This is a genomic window from Methylobacterium sp. DB0501 (assembly GCF_011043735.1).
Classification (GTDB): Bacteria; Pseudomonadota; Alphaproteobacteria; order Rhizobiales; family Beijerinckiaceae; genus Methylobacterium; species Methylobacterium alsaeris.
Window position 1 is genome coordinate 256,590 of the sequence record NZ_JAAKGV010000002.1, and the last position, 16,869, is coordinate 273,458.

A 16,869-nucleotide genomic window follows, 5' to 3' on the forward strand; every position below is an offset into this window, starting at 1 on the left:
GCGGTGGATGGCGTATCAGGCGAAATCGGCGCTCGAGATCCAGCTGGACGTCCTCGGCGCGCTCATGCTGCGCGACATCCGCACCCGGTTCGGCGGCACGATGTGGGGCTACGCCGTCGCGGTCGGATGGCCCTGCGCGCACATCCTGGTCATCACCAGCTTCTACGCGCTCCGGCACATCCCTGCGCCGATCGGCGACAGCATCGTGCTGTTCGCGGTCTCCGGCCTGTCACCTTACATCATCTTGAACTACATGTCCCGCAAGATGATGGAGGGGCCGTTGATGAACAAGCAGTTGATCTACTTCCCACAGGTCAAGTTCTTCGACGTCGTCATGTCGCGCGCCCTGGTCGAGGTTTGCACCAGCAGCCTCAGCATCGCCCTCGTCTTTGCCATCGCGGCGTGCTCCGGGGCGTCGGTCGTGCCCCGGGATCCCTTCGCCTTCTGCGAGAGCATGTTGCTCGCGCTCGGCTTCGCGACGTCCATGGGTTTCATGAACGTCTTCATCTCGCAGATATTTCAGCCGTGGATGATCGGCGTCATTGTTCCGGTTCTGATTCTTTACTTCACCAGTGGTGCGTTCATCGTGACCGAATCGATGCCGGCGGTCATCTACGAGTATGTGCAGTGGAATCCCCTCATGCACATCGTGAAGATCTGCCGGTCGTCCTTCTATCCCGGTTACGGGTCCGATGCGTCGATGCTGTACGTGCTGATGGTCAGCGGAGCGCTGGCGCTGGTCGGCCTCCTCGGCATCCGCTTCGTCGTGCCGCGCTTCCTCAACTGACGCCGGCAGGCCCAACGTCCGTTGCGGGAAGAGGCCCGGGCTCCGAAGGGCTCCGGGAGCCCGCAGAGAACTGCCGGTTCGCCGTGAGGGTGAGAGGGGCGCAGACGCCTCACGCGTCGGGGCCCTCCCGACCCTCGCTCCGGCCCCGTGTCCACGTGCTTCGCTTCCTGAATGGGCGTGGGATCTTCGATTCTCCAGGCCCTCTGCCCCGCTTCGCCCGTCGCCTGCAAATCCCAGGCAAGCCAGGATGTATCGGGGAGGGGGGGCTATCCGGTTCCCCCGGACATCTCTTGCGCGGCCGCAGAAAGGCTCACGTCGCGACAAGGTGCACGTGACATCTCGTGCCCGCTCGCCCGGGAGGCGGTCCGTCACCGCGCGTCGCCGCGATAGAGCGCCTCGGGCACAGCCGAAGGAGGGGGCGAGCGGGTCACATCGTCGAATTCGGGGAGATTTCGGTCGATGGAGGCAGCGAAGAACGCACCCTCACTCACATCGCCGGATCGGCACCAGCCGGGCCGATGACCCGGGGATCCTGCGCAATGGCAGGATGGTGCGGCCGAGAGGACTCGAACCTCCACTGGTTGCCCAACTAGCACCTCAAGCTAGCGCGTCTACCAATTCCGCCACGGCCGCGGAGAGTTCCGGACATCAAAACGATCCGGATCCATCGAAAAAAACGCATCAATCTATCGACTGCACGAACCGCCACGTGGCGGTATGCATCGGCAACCTCATCCGGCGAGACGCCTCGATCGTGATCGAGCCGGTCGTGCCGAATTCAGTCTCCATTCGATTCCCTGCGGGAAGGAATGGTGCGGCCGAGAGGACTCGAACCTCCACTGGTTGCCCAACTAGCACCTCAAGCTAGCGCGTCTACCAATTCCGCCACGGCCGCGGAAAGCTTCGTCTCGCCGGAAGCGGCGGGGCGGGGGTGAGACCCGTCCGAAGCGAGGCTGCGAATACCAGTCCCCTCCCGGGGACGCAAGCGCCCCGATGCGGATCCGGCGAACATTCTCGCCTAGAGGACGTCCGACAGGGCGCCCAGCAGCGCGGCGCCGTCGCCGATGCGGATGCCGGGCTCCTGCACCACCTCGGCCTTGCGGATCAGCTCCGTCACCTCCACGGAGATGCGGTTGCCCGTGACCACGATCTGGCCGCGGGCGATCGGGTGGTTGTTGGCGAGAATCTCGACCATATCGCTATCGGTGGAATCGAGCTCGATCACGGCGCCGCGCCCCATGCGCAGCAGCATGTGGATCGGCATCCGGGTCCGCCCGAGCACGACAGCGAGGTCCACCTTGAGTATGTCGAGAACCGCCAACGGACGCACCCACCCTGACATGAGACGATGCGCCAACAATCCGATCTTATGGTGAAGCCTTGGTAAACGACCGCCTCGGTACCGCCCCGGGCCGCCTCCTGCCCGCCCCCGGCAGCCCCCCCGTCGAATGGGTGGTGCGCGATCCCCTGCTCGATTACCGCGAGGCGGAAGTCGCGATGGAGGCGCGGGCGGCCGCGATCGCGGAGGGCCGCGCCCTGGAGCGCGTCTGGCTCGTCGAGCACCCGCCGCTCTACACCGCCGGCACCTCGGCGAAGGCGGAGGACCTGGTGGCGCCGGAGCGCTTTCCGGTCCACCGCACGGGGCGCGGCGGGCAATACACCTATCACGGCCCCGGGCAGCGGGTGGCCTACGTGATGCTCGACCTCAACCGCCGGCGGCCGGACCTGCGCGCCTACGTGGCCGCCCTCGAAGCCTGGCTGATCGCCACCCTCGACGCCTTCACGGTGCGGGGCGAGCGGCGCGAGGACCGGGTCGGCGTCTGGGTGCGCCGGCCGGAGAAGGGGCCGGGCGTCGAGGACAAGATCGCGGCGATCGGCATCCGGGTGCGGCGCTGGGCGACCTTCCACGGCATCAGCCTGAACGTCGAGCCGGACCTGTCCCACTTCTCCGGCATCGTGCCCTGCGGCGTGCGCGAGCATGGCGTTACCAGCCTGGTCGATCTCGGCCGGCCGGTCACCCTGCCGGAGGTCGATGCCGTGCTGCGGGGGCGCTTCGAGGAGACCTTCGGGCCGACGATCCTGGTCGACGACGATGCGCGGGATCACGATGCTTCGGCCTAGGTCCGACGGCGCCGGCGGGCGCGGTTTCCACCCCGGCCGGACTTGCACTAGATTACCGGGCCGGAAAGCGGCGGCGATCCGACCGCCGCGGGACGTGCGGCTCCGGCCCGCGCCACCACGGAGGTCCCCCCGTGCCGGATGTCCCCGCGCCAGTGCCGGTCGCTGAGACGCTGGGGGAGGCCGGGCGACTGCGCGCCGCGCTGGCGGCCGCCCCCCTGCCGTCCCTCCTGGTCGCGCCCGGTCCCGACGGGGCCGTGCTGTTCGCCAACCCGGCCGCCCGTGCCCTGCTCGGGGAGGGGGGCGACGGCCTCGCGGCGCCGGCGCTCGCGGCCCTCGCTGCCGGACCCGAGGCCGAGGCGGCCCTGCGCGCGCTCCTCGCCGCCGGCGGGACGGCCGGCGCCGAACTGCCCCTGCGCCGGCCCGACGGCGCGACCTTGTGGGCGATGCTGCACCTCTCCCCGGTGGACGGGCCGGAAGGGGCGGGCCTGGTCCAGCTCGTCGAGACCTCGCGCTGCCGCGATCTCGAGGCGGCCCTCGCCCTGGCGCAACGGCGCGAGGCCCTGGGCCAGCTCACCAACGGCGTCGCGCACGAGTTCAACAACTTGCTGCAGATCCTGGTCGGCTACATCGACGGCCTGCGCCGGCGCCTCGGCGAGCATCCGGACGCCTTCGTGCAGAGGGCCCTGACCCGCTCGACCGACGCCGCCGAGCGCGCCTCGGCGCTGACCCGCAACCTCCTGGCCTTCTCGCGCAAGCACCGGCCGGAGCCGCGGGCCATCGACCTGAACCGCCTGCTGCGCGACTGGTGCGAGCAGGCGCCGGGCCTGCTCGGGCCCGGATGCACACTCGAGCTCGATCTCGCCGAGGACCTGTGGATCGCCTGCCTCGATCCGGTCCAGACCGAGCTGATCCTGCAGATCCTGCTGCGCAACGCCGCCGAGGCGATGCCGGCGGGCGGGCGCGTCACGGTCCAGACCCGCAACCACGGTGGCGAGGGCGTCGCCGCCGACGGGGCGGCGGGGCGCCACGTCGCGCTCAGCCTGACCGATACCGGCACCGGCATGGCGCCGGAGGTGCTGGCCCGGGCGCTGGAGCCGTTCTTCACCACCCGCGAGCCCGGCCGCGGCGCTGGCCTCGCCATCCTCAATGCCGTGGTCAAGCGCCAGAACGGGGCCGTCGCCCTGCGCAGCCACCCCGGCGAGGGCACCTGCGTGCGCATGACCTTCCCGGCGGCCGAGGCACCGCGGGCGCGTCCGCAACGAAGTGCCGTCATGGGATAATCCCGATCACCGCAAAAATTTATCGCTTGGCAGATCTGGCGCCGATCGGTGACTCTTCATCGCGTGTAGTTATAACAGTGACGGCATCGGGCGCGATGCCTCCCTTCTACTGCGCCACCCACGCCCCCATATGTGCGGTCGGGGGCATCGACGCCCCGGACCGGTGATTGCGCGAGGCTGAGACGAACCGATGATGACCCCCTTCACCCGCGGCCGCCGGACGGCTCTGGCCTTCGGCCTGGCGGCCCTGATGGCCGTGGCGGCGACGGCCGGCGAGGCGCGTCCCGGCAGCGGCTCCTCCATGGGTTCGCGCGGCTCCAAGACCTACTCGGCGCCGCCCGCGACCGCGACCGCCCCCGGCGCCCCGGCGCCGATGCAGCGCTCGATGACCCAGCCCGGCTCGTCGATGGGTGCCCCGGCCGCGCCGCAACGGCGCTTCGGCGGCGGTTTCTTCGCCGGCCTGCTCGGCGCGGGCCTGCTCGGCGCGCTGATCGGCGGCGGCTTCTTCGGCGGCCTCGGCGGCATCGCCTCCTTCCTCGGCCTGCTGCTCCAGGTCGGCCTGCTGGTCGGCGTGGTGATGCTGGCCCTGCGCTTCTTCCGTCGCCGCCGGGCCGAGCCGGCCATGGCGGGCGCCTACGAGCGCAGCGGCCCGGCCTCCGGTCCCGGCGGCATGGGCGGCGGGCTTGGTGGTGGTCTCGGCGGTGGTCTGGGCGGCCTCGGCGCGGGCCTCGGCGGCGGCGCGGCCGCGCAGCAGGCCCGTCCGGCCAAGCGCGACGAGGTCGGCATCGGCCCGCAGGACTTCGAGGCCTTCGAGCGCACCCTCGGCCAGGTCCAGCTCGCCTACGGCGCCGAGGATGCCGCCACCCTGCGCCGCCTGACGACGCCGGAGATGTTCGGCTACTTCGGCGAGGAGATCCGGGCCAACGCCGCCCGTGGCCTGGTCAACAAGATCGCCGACGTGAAGCTCCAGCAGGGCGACCTCGCCGAATCCTGGCGCGAGGGCCCGGTCGACTACGCCACCGTGGCGATGCGCTACACCCTGCGCGACGCGATGATCGAGCGCGCCAGCGGCCGGGTCGTCGAGACCAACCCGCCCGAGGCGACGGAGGTCTGGACCTTCATGCGCGAGCGCGGCGGCCCGTGGGTGGTCTCGGCCATCCAGCAGACACGGTAATGCGCTGTCCGCGGGGAGCGCCGCTCCCCGCTTCTGATTGCGAAGCCCCCGATCCCTGCAGATCGGGGGCTTTTTCATTCGTGGCGACGGCTCGCGGCAGCCCGTCGCCCGGAACCGCCCGTTCACGTGCGAAGGCGATCCGCCGCGGGGCGCCCGGGGCGGGAGGTGCAGGGCGCCGTATCCAGGGGTGACGATTTCGGGGCGGGACGCCCCAATTCGGATGTACGGGGCGGCTCCGGGGCCGTCGTCAGAGCGCCCGCGCCATCGCCACGAACCCCGCCACCGGCACCTCCTCGGCCCGCGCCGTCTCCGGAATGCCGGCGGCGGCGAGCAGCGGGCCGGGATCCGCGGCGGCGGCCTTCAGGCTCTGGCGCAGCATCTTGCGGCGCTGGCCGAAGGCGGCGCCGGTCACGGCCTCGAGGGCCCCGACCCGGCAGGGCAGGGGCTCGGGCCGCGGTACCAGCCGCACCACGCTCGACGTCACCTTCGGCGGCGGCACGAAGGCCGAGGGCGGCACGTCGAACAGGATGTTGGCCTGCGTGCGCCAGCCGCACAGCACGCCGAGCCGGCCGTAATTCGCCCGGTCGCCCTCATCGGCGACGATGCGCTCGGCGACCTCGCGCTGGAACATCAGGGTGAGCGACTCCCACCACGGCGGCCAGGCCTCCGCGGTGAGCCAGCCGGTGAGGAGCTGGGTGCCGACATTATAAGGAAGGTTCGCGACGATCCGGGCCGGGCCCGCGCCGATCAGCGGCCGGGGATCGAAGGCGAGCGCGTCGGCCTCCACCACCTCCAGGCGGCCGGGATAGTGGGCGGCGATCTCGGCGAGGGCCGGCAGGGCACGCGGGTCGCGCTCGATCGCGATCACCTTGGCCGCGCCGTGCATCAGCAGCGCCCGGGTCAGGCCGCCGGGGCCGGGGCCGACCTCGACCACCGTCACGCCGTCCAGCGGTCCCGACGACCGGGCGATCCGGCCGGTGAGGTTGAGATCGAACAAGAAATTCTGGCCGAGGGACCGGCGGGGCATCAGGTCGTGCGCCCGCACCACCTCCCGCAGGGGCGGCAATCCGTCCGGGGCGCTCACGCCGCGACTCCTTCCGGGGGCCTGGTCAGCCGGCCCGCGAGCCTGACGGCGGCCACCAGGCTGTCGGGTTTCGCCAATCCCTTCCCGGCAATGTCGAAGGCGGTGCCGTGGTCGGGCGAGGTGCGCAGGAACGGCAGCCCGAGGGTCACGTTCACGCCCTCGTCGAAGGCCAGCGTCTTGATCGGGATCAGGGCCTGGTCGTGGGTCGGGGCCAGCGCCACGTCGTAGGCGGCTCGCGCCCGGGCGTGGAACAGCGTGTCGGCCGGGTGCGGGCCGGTGATGGCGATGCCCTCCGCCCGCAGGCGCTCGACGGCCGGGGCCAGCACGTCGCGATCCTCGGTGCCCATCGTGCCGGCCTCGCCCGCATGCGGGTTGAGCCCGGCCAGCACCAGCCGTGGTGCGGCGAGCCCGAAGCGGGTTCGCATGTCGCGGTCGACGATGCGGGCGGTCTCGACCACGAGGTTGGCGGTGAGGAGGTCGGGCACCCGGCGCAACGGCACGTGGATCGTCACCGGCACCACCGCCAGCGTCTCGGACCACAGGAGCATCACGGGCGTGGGCGGCGCGGCGCCGGGTTCGGCGGCGAGGGCCGCCAGGTACTCGGTATGGCCGGGATGGCGGAAGCCCGCCTCGTAGAGCACGTGCTTGGCGATCGGGTTGGTGACGAGGGCGCGCGCGCGGCCGGCCCGCACCAGCCGCACCGCCTCGTCGATCGACGCGATCGTGCCGGCGGCGCTCGCCGGATCGGGCCGGCCCGGCTCCGCCGTGACGGCGAGGCCGTTGGGCAGCCGCACCACCGGGAGGGCGCGGGCGAACGCGTCGGCCGCCGTCTCGGGGCTCACGTCGGCCAGCGGCACCGCGAGGCCGAGCCGGGCGGCGAGGCCCGCGAGAAAGCCCGGATCGCCGATGACGAAGAACGGCGCCAGCCCGTTCTCCTCCCGGGCGAGCCAGGCCCGCAGGGTGATCTCGGGGCCGATCCCGGCCGGATCGCCCTGTGTCAGCGCGAGGGCTGTGGTCATCGCGGGAATCCCGTAGCGTGGTGGCGCGCCCCCGCGCCATGGCATCCCGGCTCATGCCGGGCAAGCGCAAGGCGCGCGCCAGCCTCTGGCGCCCGGCCCGTCACCGGGCCGTCGCGATGCCGTCCGCCGTCGTGGTGGTGCTGAGGTTCTGGCGGAAATTCGCCTCGCCGAGGGTGCGCAGCTCGATCCGCAGCAGGAAGGTGCGGTTGCGCTCGCGCAGGCCCGACGCCGTCTCGATCGGCGACGACAGGTAGTTGAGCGAGATCGTCGTGCATTCGTCGCGATAGCCGAAGCCGAGTCCCGAGGACGAGACGTAGAACTTGTCGGCCCGGTCGTAGGTCGGCGCGGTGCCGACCGGGTTGAGGAAGTAGGACTGGGCCGCCGTGGCGTAGAACTCGCGCACCTGGAGGTAGTGCGAGAGATCGAACAGCACCGAGCCGGTGACGAACCAGTTCGGCGTGATGTTGTAGAGCGCCGAGGCCTGCAGGCCCTCGCGGCGGCGATCGTAGCCGAGCTCGGGCTGCGCCTCGTAGCGGGCGTAGATGAGCGACGTCTCGAGCGGCAGGAACGGCGCGAACTTCGCTGTGATGCCGCTCTCGAGGCGCTTGAGCGCGAAGGTGGCGTTGTCGAACCGGGCCCGGGTGATGAAGCTGATGTTCTGGTTCGGAGAGACCTGGAACCGCGAGACGAAGTCCGAGCGGGTGGTCTCGAGGCCGGAATCGCGGCCGACATTGGCGATGTCGCCGCGGCGGAACGAGTTGACGCCGGCGAGCGCGATCGACTCGCCGAACATCGCGTTCATGTAGAAGCCGTTGCGGCCGGTGATCGAGTACTCGGCACCGAGATTGGCGCGCACGCCGCCCTCGACCCGGTCGTAGCCGGAGAACTTGTCCCACTCGAACAGGGAGGTGTCGTCGAAGACGAGGCTCTGGGCGTCCTCGTTCGGCAGGCGGCCGATATGGGTCTCGCTCGGGCGCGCGATCACCTGGGCGATCGGCGAGATCGTGTGGACGCCCAGCGGGCCGAAATCGGCGACGAAGGGATAGCGGTATTCGAGGCCGACCGCCGGCATCACCCGGCCGGAGAAGTTCGACTCCGGCGAGAACAGGTTGCTGACCTCGTTGTTCTGGAAGCCGGTCGTGTTCGGGTTCACGAAGAACGCGTCGCCGCGCAGGTAGGCGAAGGGCTGCCAGCGCTGGCCGAACTCGTCGGTGAAGGTGCGCCGCCAGGACACCTGGGCGGTGGCCCGGGTGGTGTCGCCGGCCAGCCCGCTCACCAGGCACTGCCCGCGCTCGAACACCGAGCAGGTGCTGTAGAGCGGGAAGGAGATGCCGTTGACGCTCGGGCTGAGCAGGTAGGTCCCGGTGCGCGGGATCTGGGTGTACTGCGTCGCGTCCCGGGTCAGGTGCGTGAAGTTCGCCTGGAAGCGCACCTCGCCGCCGATCGGGTCGGGCCCGTCGCGGCGCTTGTCGTAGTCGATCACCGGGGCGACGATCGGCTGCTGCTTCTGCCAGTCGTAGGTCGACAGGCCCTTGAAGTAGTAGCCCCGCGCCTCGAACCACGAGCGGTCGCCCTGTCCGATCAGGAAGGCCGTCGACACCGCCTCACGGAAGTAATCCGTGCTGATGGTCTGGTTGCGGATGCGGTAATTGTCGAGGAACCACTTGTCGGTGACGCCGACGACATCCCAGCCGGCACGCCAGTTCTGGGAGAGGTAGAACTGGCCGGCCGATTCGATCGAGCCGCGGAAGTCGCGGTCGCCCGAGCCGAGGGGCCCCGGCAGGAAGGCGCTCGGGGTCGACTGGAAGATGCCGCTGACGCGGATGTTGTAGAAGCCGTTGGCGAGGCGCTGGCGCCACTCGGCCTGGCCGAGCACGCCCTGCTTCGACAGGAAGGTCGGCTCGACCGTCAGGTCGTAATCGGGCGCGATGTTCCAGAAGAACGGCGTGCCGATGCCGTAACCGAGCACGTTCGAGGACACGAAGTGCGGTGCCAGGAAGCCGGTGTCGCGCCGGATCGTCGGATCGGGCGAATAGAAATACGGCAGGTAGGCAACCGGGATGCCGGCCACTTCGAGGTAAGAATCCTCGTAGTAGATCCGGCGTTCCTCGTTGTTGTGGATGATCCGCGCCGCCTTGACCTGCCACAGGGGCGGCCGCTCGGGATGGTCCTTGCACGGCTCGCAGGCGGTGTAGGTGCCGTATTCGAAGGTCGTGGTCTCGCCCGCGACGCGCTCCGCCCGCGGGGCGGAGAACCGCACCCGGGCCGGACGGCCGCGCTGCTCGATCGTCTGCTGGATGCGCAGCGAATCGATGAAGCCCGACTTGAAGTCGTCGGTCAGCTCCATCCGGTCGCCGGTGACCACCGCGCCGGTCTCGTCGGTAAGGCGGACATTGCCTTCCGCGAAGACCCGGCCGGTGTTGCGGTCGTAGCGCACCCGGTCCGCCAGCAGGGTGCGCGGGCCGTAATGCAATTCGGCATTGCCGACCGCCGAGACCGTGTTGCGGTCGTTGTCGTAGACGAGTTCCTTGGCCTCGACGAGCAGGCGCTCGCTGTTGCCCTTGGCCGCGTTCTTGGCCGATCCGGCCGCGAGGCGGTCGTTGAGCGTGCCCTGCGCGTGCGCAAGGCCGCTCGCGCCCGCCGTGACGGCCGCGGCCAGCAGAACCGTCAGGGATCCCGTGACCGCGGCACCCGCGGCCTTACGCACGACTCGACCCATCCCTGCACCCGCTATGCCCGCGCCGCATCTCCGGAGGCCGGGCATCAGCCGTCCTCCAGGTGCAGAAGCGCGAGCGTTCCGAGAAGACTCCCTACCACGGCCGGGAACCACGCCGCCACCGGCGCGGCGACCAATCCAGAGGCTCCCAAGCCCTCCATCACCTGCCGCGCCACGTAGAGGACGAAGCCCGCCGCGACGCCGCCGAGCACCATCTTGCCGATGCCACCAAAGCGGAAGAACCTTAATGAAACCGATGCCGCCACCAGCACCATCGCCAGGAACAGCACCGGCCGCGCCATCAGCACGTCGTACTGAAGGCGGTAACGCGTGGCGTCGAGTCCCGCCCGCTCGGTCCGGGCGATGGTCTGGTTGAGTTGCCAGAAAGGCACGGATTCCGGCGGGGTGAAGCGCTGGCGCACCTGCGAGGGGTCGAGCGTCGAGGCGATGAGGTAGGTGTCGTAGCTCTGCGGCTCCTGGTCGAGGCCCTGGACGCGCACGTCCTGCAACTCCCAGTAGCCGTCGTGCAGGGTGGCCCGGGCCGCCTGCATCTGCTGGGTGAAGGCGCCCGCCTCGTCGAAGGTGAAGACCGCGACGCCGGCGAGCGTCGTGGTGCCCTCGATCGCGGTCTCGGCCCGGATCACCGCCTGGCCGTCGATGCTGCGCTGGCGGATCCACAGGTCCTTGCCGGAACCGGCCTTCGAGGATTTGGCGAAGATCTTGGCCTCGATCTCGGTCGAGCGCTGCTTCAGCTCGGCCGAGACCGGATTGTAGACCCCGACCGTGAACGCGCCGATGCCGAGCGCCACGAGCGCGCCGGGCTGCAGGAATTGCCAGGCCGAGATGCCGGCGGCCCGCGCCACCACCAGTTCGAGCTTGCGGCTGAGTTGCAGCAGGGCCGCCATGGCGCCGAACAGGATCGCGAAGGGCAGCACCTGCTCGGCGACCGCCGGCGTGCGGAACAGGGCGAGGCGGGCCATCACGGCGGCCGAGGCGCCCTCGGCGTCGCCGGCGCGGCGCATCAGCTCGACGAAGTCGAGGGTGTAGACGAGGGCGAAGACCGTGAGGAAGACCCCAAGGATCATGCGCAGGAAGCGCGCCGCCAGGTAGCGGCCGAGGGTGACGCCGATCAGCATGGCGGCTCAGCCCGCCCGCACCCGGGGCGCCCGGGCCGGCAGCGCCTCCGAGAGGCGGCGCAGCCGCAGGGCCACCGCCGCGTTGAAGGCCCGCACCCGGCTGCCCTGGTAGGCGACGAGGAGCGACAGCAGGATCGCGACCAGCGGCACCGCGTAGACCGCCGCCACCGCTCCCTGGCTGCGCACCGCCGCGCTCGCGGCGGCGAAGCCCGCGATGCGCAACCCCACCACGGCGGCGATCGCGCCGGCGACGGCGAGCCCGCGCCCCTGGCGGGTGGTGCGCGGATCGCCGAGCGCCGCGAAGGCGATCAGCCCGAGGGCCAGGGGATAGAGCCAGGACGACAGGCGGTCGTGCAGCTCGGCCCGGAACCGGCCCTTGGTCAGCTTGTAGTAGGTCTCGTTGGCGTCGGGGAACAGCAGCTGCACCGTCGAGCGTTCGCGCGGCTTGTAGATCGTGTCGGCATCCGGCGGCGTGAAGGCCGCGAGGTCGACGGCGTAGCGCTGGAAGGTGATGATCGAGGAATCGCGGCTGTTCGGCTGCTGGCGGTGGATGCTGCCCTTCTCCAGGACCAGGTACGTCTGCCCGTCGAGATCGACCGCCTGGCCGCGCTCGGCGAGGTAGACCACCGTCTTCCCGGCCTCGCGGCGGTCCTGCATGAAGATGCCGAGCAGCGCCCCGTTCGGCGCCCGCTCGCGGAAATGGAAGGTGATCCCGCTGTCGAGGGTGGTGAACTGTCCCTCCTTGACCACGTTGGCGATGAAGTCGCCGCGCACCCGGGTCAGCACGTCGCGCAGTTCCTGGAAGCTCGACGGCATCACCTGGATGGTCAGGAAGCCGATGGCGGCGCTGACGATCAGCGCCAGCGTCAGGAACGGTCGCATCAGGTGGCGCGGCGACATGCCCGCCGCGCTCATCACGATCAGCTCGGAATCGCCGTTGAGCTTGTTGAGCGCGTAGACCACCGCGATGAACAGCGCGACCGGCGCGATCACGGTGATGAGCGTCGGCAGCGACAGGCCGGTGATCAGGAAGAAGATCAGCAGGGTCTGGCCCTTGGCGGTGATCAGGTCCAGCTCGCGCAGGGCCTGCGTCACCCAGATCACGCCGGTGAGGCCGATCAGGCACGACAGGAACGCCCCGAGGGCGATGCGGAAGATGTATCGCTCGATCTGCTTCATCGGCCGGCTGCGGTCGGGCCCCCTCCCGCGTCGATGCTGGTTAGGCGCGCCCTGCCGGCCGCACAAGCATCGGGTGCCCTCAAGCACGGCAAGTGAGGCCTTTTGCGGGCGGGCGCGCTGATGCGGTCACAGGTGCGCGCCCGCTGGTGGCGCGCTGATGCGGTCACGGGTGCGTGCCCGCCGGTGGCGCGCTGGTGGGTTACAGGGGGCGGACGCACACCCGGTCGCGTTGCATTCCGGCGGCCCGCCCCGCTACACAGGACCGACGCGGCGCCCCGAGAGACGCGCGCACCGAGACGGGACGAAAGCAACGCCATGGCGGACGGCATCAGCATCGAGATCGAATCCCTCGCCACGTCGGGCGCGCAGGCCAGGCCCGGCGGCGACCTCGTGCTGTTCGTGGGCGAGGACCTCGCCCTGTCGCCGCGGGCCGCCGAGATCGCCGGTCCCGGCGCGGCCGAACTGGTGAGCCGCGCCGCAGGCGTCGAGCGGTTCAAGGGCAAGGCGTCGAGCGCCCTCGTCGTCACCGCCCCGGCCGGCCTGTCGGCCGAGCGGCTGGTGGTGATCGGCACCGGTTCCGACGACGCCGCCTCCCGCGACTGGGCGACGCTCGGCGGCTTCACCGCCGGCAAGCTCGGCAGCCGCCCGGCCACCGTCGTCCTCGAATGGCCCGGCACCGCGCCCGGCACCGACGAGGTCGCGGCCTTCTCGCTGGGGGCCCGCTTACGCGCCTACAAGTTCGACCGCTACAAGAGCAAGAAGTCGCCGGAGGGCGAGGAGCAGGGCGGGGGAGGGCGCCTGACCCTGCTGGTGCCCGAGAATGCGGGCTTGAAGAAGGCCCTTCGCGGGGCGGAAGGGCTCGCCGAGGGCGTGATCCTCGCCCGCGAGCTCGTCAACGAGCCGCCGAACATCCTCGACCCCGAGGAGTTCGCCCGCCGCGCCTCCGCCCTGGAGAAGCTCGGCGTCGAGATCGAGGTCCTCGACGAGAAGGACATGAAGAAGCTCGGCATGCGGGCCCTGCTCGCCGTCGCGCAGGGCTCGGCCAAGGAGGCCCGGGTTGTCATCATGCGGTGGAACGGCGGCGAGGACGCCTCCGAGGCGCCGGTGGCCTTCATCGGCAAGGGCGTGACCTTCGATTCCGGCGGCGTCTCCATCAAGGGGAGCGGCGGCATGGAGGACATGAAGGGCGACATGGCGGGCGCCGCCTGCGTGGTCGGCCTGATGCACGCGCTCGCCAGCCGCAAGGCCAAGGTGAACGCGCTCGGCGCCATCGGCCTCGTCGAGAACATGCCCGACGGCAAGGCCCAGCGCCCCGGCGACATCGTGACCTCGATGTCGGGCCAGACGATCGAGATCATCAACACCGACGCGGAAGGCCGCCTGGTGCTCGCCGACGTGCTCTGGCACGTGCAGCAGACCTACAAGCCCCGCTTCATGATCGACCTCGCGACCCTGACCGGCGCGATCCTGGTCGCCCTCGGCCAGGAATTCGCCGGCATGTTCTCGAACAACGACGAGCTGGCCCAGCGCCTCTCGGCTGCCGGGGAGGCCACCGGCGAGAAGGTCTGGCGCATGCCGCTGGCCCCCGGCTTCGACAAGCTGATCGAGTCGAAATTCGCCGACATGAAGAATACCGGCGGGCGCCACGGCGGCTCGGCCACGGCGGCGCAGTTCCTCAAGCGCTACGTCAACGACGTGCCGTGGATCCACCTCGACATTGCCGGCGTCGGGATGGGCTCGCCGGCCACCGAGACCAACCGCTCCTGGGCCTCGGGCTGGGGCGTGCGCCTCCTCGACCGGCTCGTGCGCGACCATTACGAGGCGTGAGCGCCGGCATCCCCGCCGGTCCCATGACCTCCCGGCCATCCCGCGGGCGGAGGCGGCTCGCCGCCTTCGCGCCCCTTCTGGCCGCCCTGGCGGCGGTGGCGCTCGTCGCAGCCGGCGCCGTCACGCAGGCGCGCCTCGACGCGGCGGGATTCGGCCAGTACGCCTACGGCTTCTTCGTCGACCGCTATCCGCTGTTCTTCGCGGCCATCGCCTACGGGATGGCGCGGGTCGCGCTCCTGCCCGCATCCGCCCCCGGATGGCGCGGCTGGCTCGGCGCGCTCCTGGGCCTCGCCCTGGTGCTGGGCCTGTCGCTGCACCCGACCTATGGCGGGCTGGTTTTGCGCACCGGCTTCTCGGTCGGCAGCGTCGCCTTCCTGTCCGGCCAGACGATGATGGCGGCGCAAGGGCTCGGGGTGGCGATGACGGCCGTGGTCTTCGGCGTCGCCATCGGCCTTCCGGCCGTCGTTGTGAGCGGCCTGCCGAGCCGTGGCGACCGCTGGCGCGCAATCGGCCGCGGGCTCCTGCGCCTCGTCACGCTCGCCTTCGCCTTCGCCCTGCTGGCGGCCGCGCGGGATCTCGGGCTCTCCGGCTTCCCGCGGCTGCCTCTCTCCGGTGTACAGGCGGCGCTGGCCGGCGGCCTCGTGCTCGCGGCGTTCCTGCCCCATGCCGTCGTCTCGTATGCCGTCGTCCGCCGCATCGGCTCCCGCGCATCGGTTGAAACCCCCCGGGCGAGCCGCTAACCGGAACGAAAGCCGGAGCCCCGGGCGACATCCGAGGGAGGCATCCGGCACCGAACAGGGTGGAGTTCATGGGCAAGGCGTCGAGCGCGATGGATCCGAATACCCCGCCGCGGCCCTGGCTCGCCGCCTATCCGCCCTCCGTGCCGGCCGAGATCGCGGTCGAGCGCCTCGGCACCCTGGTCGATCTGATCGACACCAGCGCGCAGCGTTTCGCCGACCGCCCGGCCGTCACCTGCTTCGGTGCGTCCCTGACCTTCGCGGCGCTCAGGCGCGAGGGCGAGGCGATGGCGGCCTGGCTCCAGGGCCAGGGCGTGGCCAAGGGCGACCGGGTCGCCCTGATGATGCCGAACGTGCCGGCCTTTCCGATCGCGCTCGTCGGCGTGCTGCTCGCCGGGGCCACGGTGGTCAACGTCAACCCGCTCTACACTCCGCGCGAGCTGACCCACCAGCTGCGCGATGCCGGCGCCCGGGTGCTGGTGGTGCTGGAGAATTTCGGCCGCACGGTCGCCGAGGCGCTGCCCGACCTGCCGGGCCTCAAGCGGGTGGTGGTGGCCGGCGCCGGCGACGGGCTCGGGCTGAAGGGCTCGCTGATCACCGCGGCGGCGCGCCACCTCAAGAAGGCGGTCCCGCCCTTCGAGCTGCCGGCCGCACGCTGCACGCGGTTCACGGCGGCGCTGGCAGCGGGGCGCAAGGCGACGTTCCGGCCGGTCGGGATCGGCCCCGACGACCTCGCCTTCCTGCAATATACCGGCGGCACCACCGGCGTGTCGAAGGGGGCGATGCTCACCCACCGCAACGTCGCCGCCAATGTCGAGCAGAGCCGGGTCTGGTTCGGCATGCGCGACGACGAGGGCCCGGGCCGGGTGATGGTGACGGCGCTGCCGCTCTACCACATCTTCGCGCTGACCTGCTGCTTCTTCTTCATGATGCGGCTCGGCGCGTGCTGCCTGCTGGTGCCGAACCCGCGCGACATCGGCGGCTTCGTGGCGTTGCTGCGCAAGAACCGCTTCACCAACCTGTCGGGCGTCAACACCCTGTTCAACGCCCTCCTCAACCACCCCGATATCGGCAAGGTCGACTGGTCGCGGCTCGAATATGCCATCGCGGGCGGCATGGCGATGCAGGGACCGGTGGCCAAGCGCTGGAAATCCGTCACCGGCAAGCCGGTGATCGAGGGCTACGGCCTGTCCGAGACCTCGCCCGTCGTCTCGATCAACCCGCCCAGCCTGCACGACTGGTCCGGCACCATCGGTTACCCGGTCTCCTCGACGGAGGTCTGCATCCGCGACGCGGCCGGCACCACCCTGCCGATCGGCCAGCCCGGCGAGCTCTGCGTGCGCGGGCCGCAGGTGATGGCCGGCTACTGGGGCCAACCCGACGAGACCGCCCGGGCGATGACCCCGGACGGCTTCTTCCGCACCGGCGACATCGCGGTGATCGAGCCCGACGGGCAGGTCCGCATCGTCGACCGGATGAAGGACATGATCCTGGTCTCCGGCTTCAACGTCTACCCGAACGAGGTCGAGGACGTGCTCGCCGCCCATCCGGGCGTGCTCGAAGTGGCGGTGGTGGGGGAGCCCTCGGGGGAGACCGGCGAGAGCGTCGTCGCCCACGTGGTGCGCCGCGACCCCGACCTGACGGCGGACGCGCTGCGGGCCTATGCCCGCGAAGGTCTCACCGCCTACAAGGTGCCCCGCCGCATCGTCTTCCGCGACAGCCTGCCGAAGACCAATGTCGGCAAGGTGCTGCGGCGGGCGCTGCGGGACGGCGAGGCGGTGGGGTAGCCGGCCCGCGGTGTGAAGCCCC

At 70.9% G+C, this 16,869-nt stretch carries 13 protein-coding genes and 2 tRNA genes; 7 read left to right on the top strand and 8 right to left on the bottom strand.

Translation table 11 applies throughout. The features are described 5' to 3' along the window. Positions 1-7: 7 nt before the first annotated feature. Complete coding sequence (locus tag G4G93_RS05010) at positions 8-787, top strand: ABC transporter permease (protein ID WP_165081786.1); 780 nt, start codon at positions 8-10, stop codon at positions 785-787. Positions 788-1,335: 548 nt separating this feature from the next. Here the strand turns inward: G4G93_RS05010 and G4G93_RS05015 are convergent. The 3 genes from G4G93_RS05015 to G4G93_RS05025 form a co-directional block, all read right to left on the bottom strand. Next, positions 1,336-1,420, bottom strand: a tRNA-Leu gene (locus G4G93_RS05015). A 177-nt stretch (positions 1,421-1,597) separates the two neighbouring features. Then, positions 1,598-1,682, bottom strand: a tRNA-Leu gene (locus G4G93_RS05020). A 123-nt stretch (positions 1,683-1,805) separates the two neighbouring features. Next, positions 1,806-2,108, bottom strand: coding sequence for a FliM/FliN family flagellar motor switch protein (locus tag G4G93_RS05025; protein ID WP_165081788.1), 303 nt, complete (start codon positions 2,106-2,108; stop codon positions 1,806-1,808). Positions 2,109-2,167: 59 nt separating this feature from the next. Here G4G93_RS05025 and lipB point away from each other — a divergent pair, with 59 nt between their 5' ends. The 3 genes from lipB to G4G93_RS05040 all read left to right on the top strand — a co-directional run bounded on the left by lipB (position 2,168) and on the right by G4G93_RS05040 (position 5,362). Further along, entirely contained in the window at positions 2,168-2,908 is a 741-nt protein-coding gene (gene lipB, locus G4G93_RS05030; RefSeq protein ID WP_165081791.1) for a lipoyl(octanoyl) transferase LipB, read from the top strand. 131 nt (positions 2,909-3,039) lie between these two features. Next, positions 3,040-4,188, top strand: coding sequence for an ATP-binding protein (locus G4G93_RS05035; protein ID WP_312891714.1), 1,149 nt, complete (start codon positions 3,040-3,042; stop codon positions 4,186-4,188). Positions 4,189-4,378: 190 nt separating this feature from the next. Further along, positions 4,379-5,362, top strand: coding sequence for a TIM44-like domain-containing protein (locus tag G4G93_RS05040; RefSeq protein WP_165081793.1), 984 nt, complete (start codon positions 4,379-4,381; stop codon positions 5,360-5,362). Between the two features lie 247 nt (positions 5,363-5,609). On the opposite strand, the gene rsmA is transcribed toward G4G93_RS05040, so the two are convergent. From rsmA to lptF, 5 genes are all read right to left on the bottom strand, one after another. Continuing rightward, positions 5,610-6,389: a 16S rRNA (adenine(1518)-N(6)/adenine(1519)-N(6))-dimethyltransferase RsmA gene (gene rsmA, locus G4G93_RS05045; protein WP_246736575.1), complete on the bottom strand. Its 780-nt coding sequence runs from the start codon at positions 6,387-6,389 to the stop codon at positions 5,610-5,612. A gap of 53 nt (positions 6,390-6,442) precedes the next feature. Next, positions 6,443-7,465, bottom strand: coding sequence for a 4-hydroxythreonine-4-phosphate dehydrogenase PdxA (gene pdxA / locus G4G93_RS05050; RefSeq protein WP_165081797.1), 1,023 nt, complete (start codon positions 7,463-7,465; stop codon positions 6,443-6,445). Between the two features lie 100 nt (positions 7,466-7,565). Next, positions 7,566-10,229: an LPS-assembly protein LptD gene (locus G4G93_RS05055; RefSeq protein ID WP_246736549.1), complete on the bottom strand. Its 2,664-nt coding sequence runs from the start codon at positions 10,227-10,229 to the stop codon at positions 7,566-7,568. Beyond that, the gene (gene lptG, locus G4G93_RS05060) at positions 10,229-11,317 is read right to left on the bottom strand and encodes an LPS export ABC transporter permease LptG (RefSeq protein ID WP_165081801.1); all 1,089 of its coding nucleotides are present in this window, start codon (positions 11,315-11,317) and stop codon (positions 10,229-10,231) included. Before lptG ends, G4G93_RS05055 begins: the two co-directional genes overlap by 1 nt. 6 nt (positions 11,318-11,323) lie before the next feature. Continuing rightward, on the bottom strand, positions 11,324-12,496 hold the full coding sequence (gene lptF, locus G4G93_RS05065) for an LPS export ABC transporter permease LptF (protein WP_165081802.1): 1,173 nt from the start codon (positions 12,494-12,496) through the stop codon (positions 11,324-11,326). A gap of 315 nt (positions 12,497-12,811) precedes the next feature. On the opposite strand from lptF, the gene G4G93_RS05070 reads away from it, so the two are divergent. The 3 genes from G4G93_RS05070 (at position 12,812) to G4G93_RS05080 (ending at position 16,847) form a co-directional block, all read left to right on the top strand. Continuing rightward, on the top strand, positions 12,812-14,323 hold the full coding sequence (locus G4G93_RS05070; protein WP_165081804.1) for a leucyl aminopeptidase: 1,512 nt from the start codon (positions 12,812-12,814) through the stop codon (positions 14,321-14,323). Between the two features lie 23 nt (positions 14,324-14,346). After that, entirely contained in the window at positions 14,347-15,063 is a 717-nt protein-coding gene (locus G4G93_RS05075; RefSeq protein WP_165081806.1) for a hypothetical protein, read from the top strand. 89 nt (positions 15,064-15,152) lie between these two features. Beyond that, positions 15,153-16,847: an AMP-binding protein gene (locus G4G93_RS05080; protein WP_165081808.1), complete on the top strand. Its 1,695-nt coding sequence runs from the start codon at positions 15,153-15,155 to the stop codon at positions 16,845-16,847. Positions 16,848-16,869 lie beyond the last annotated feature (22 nt).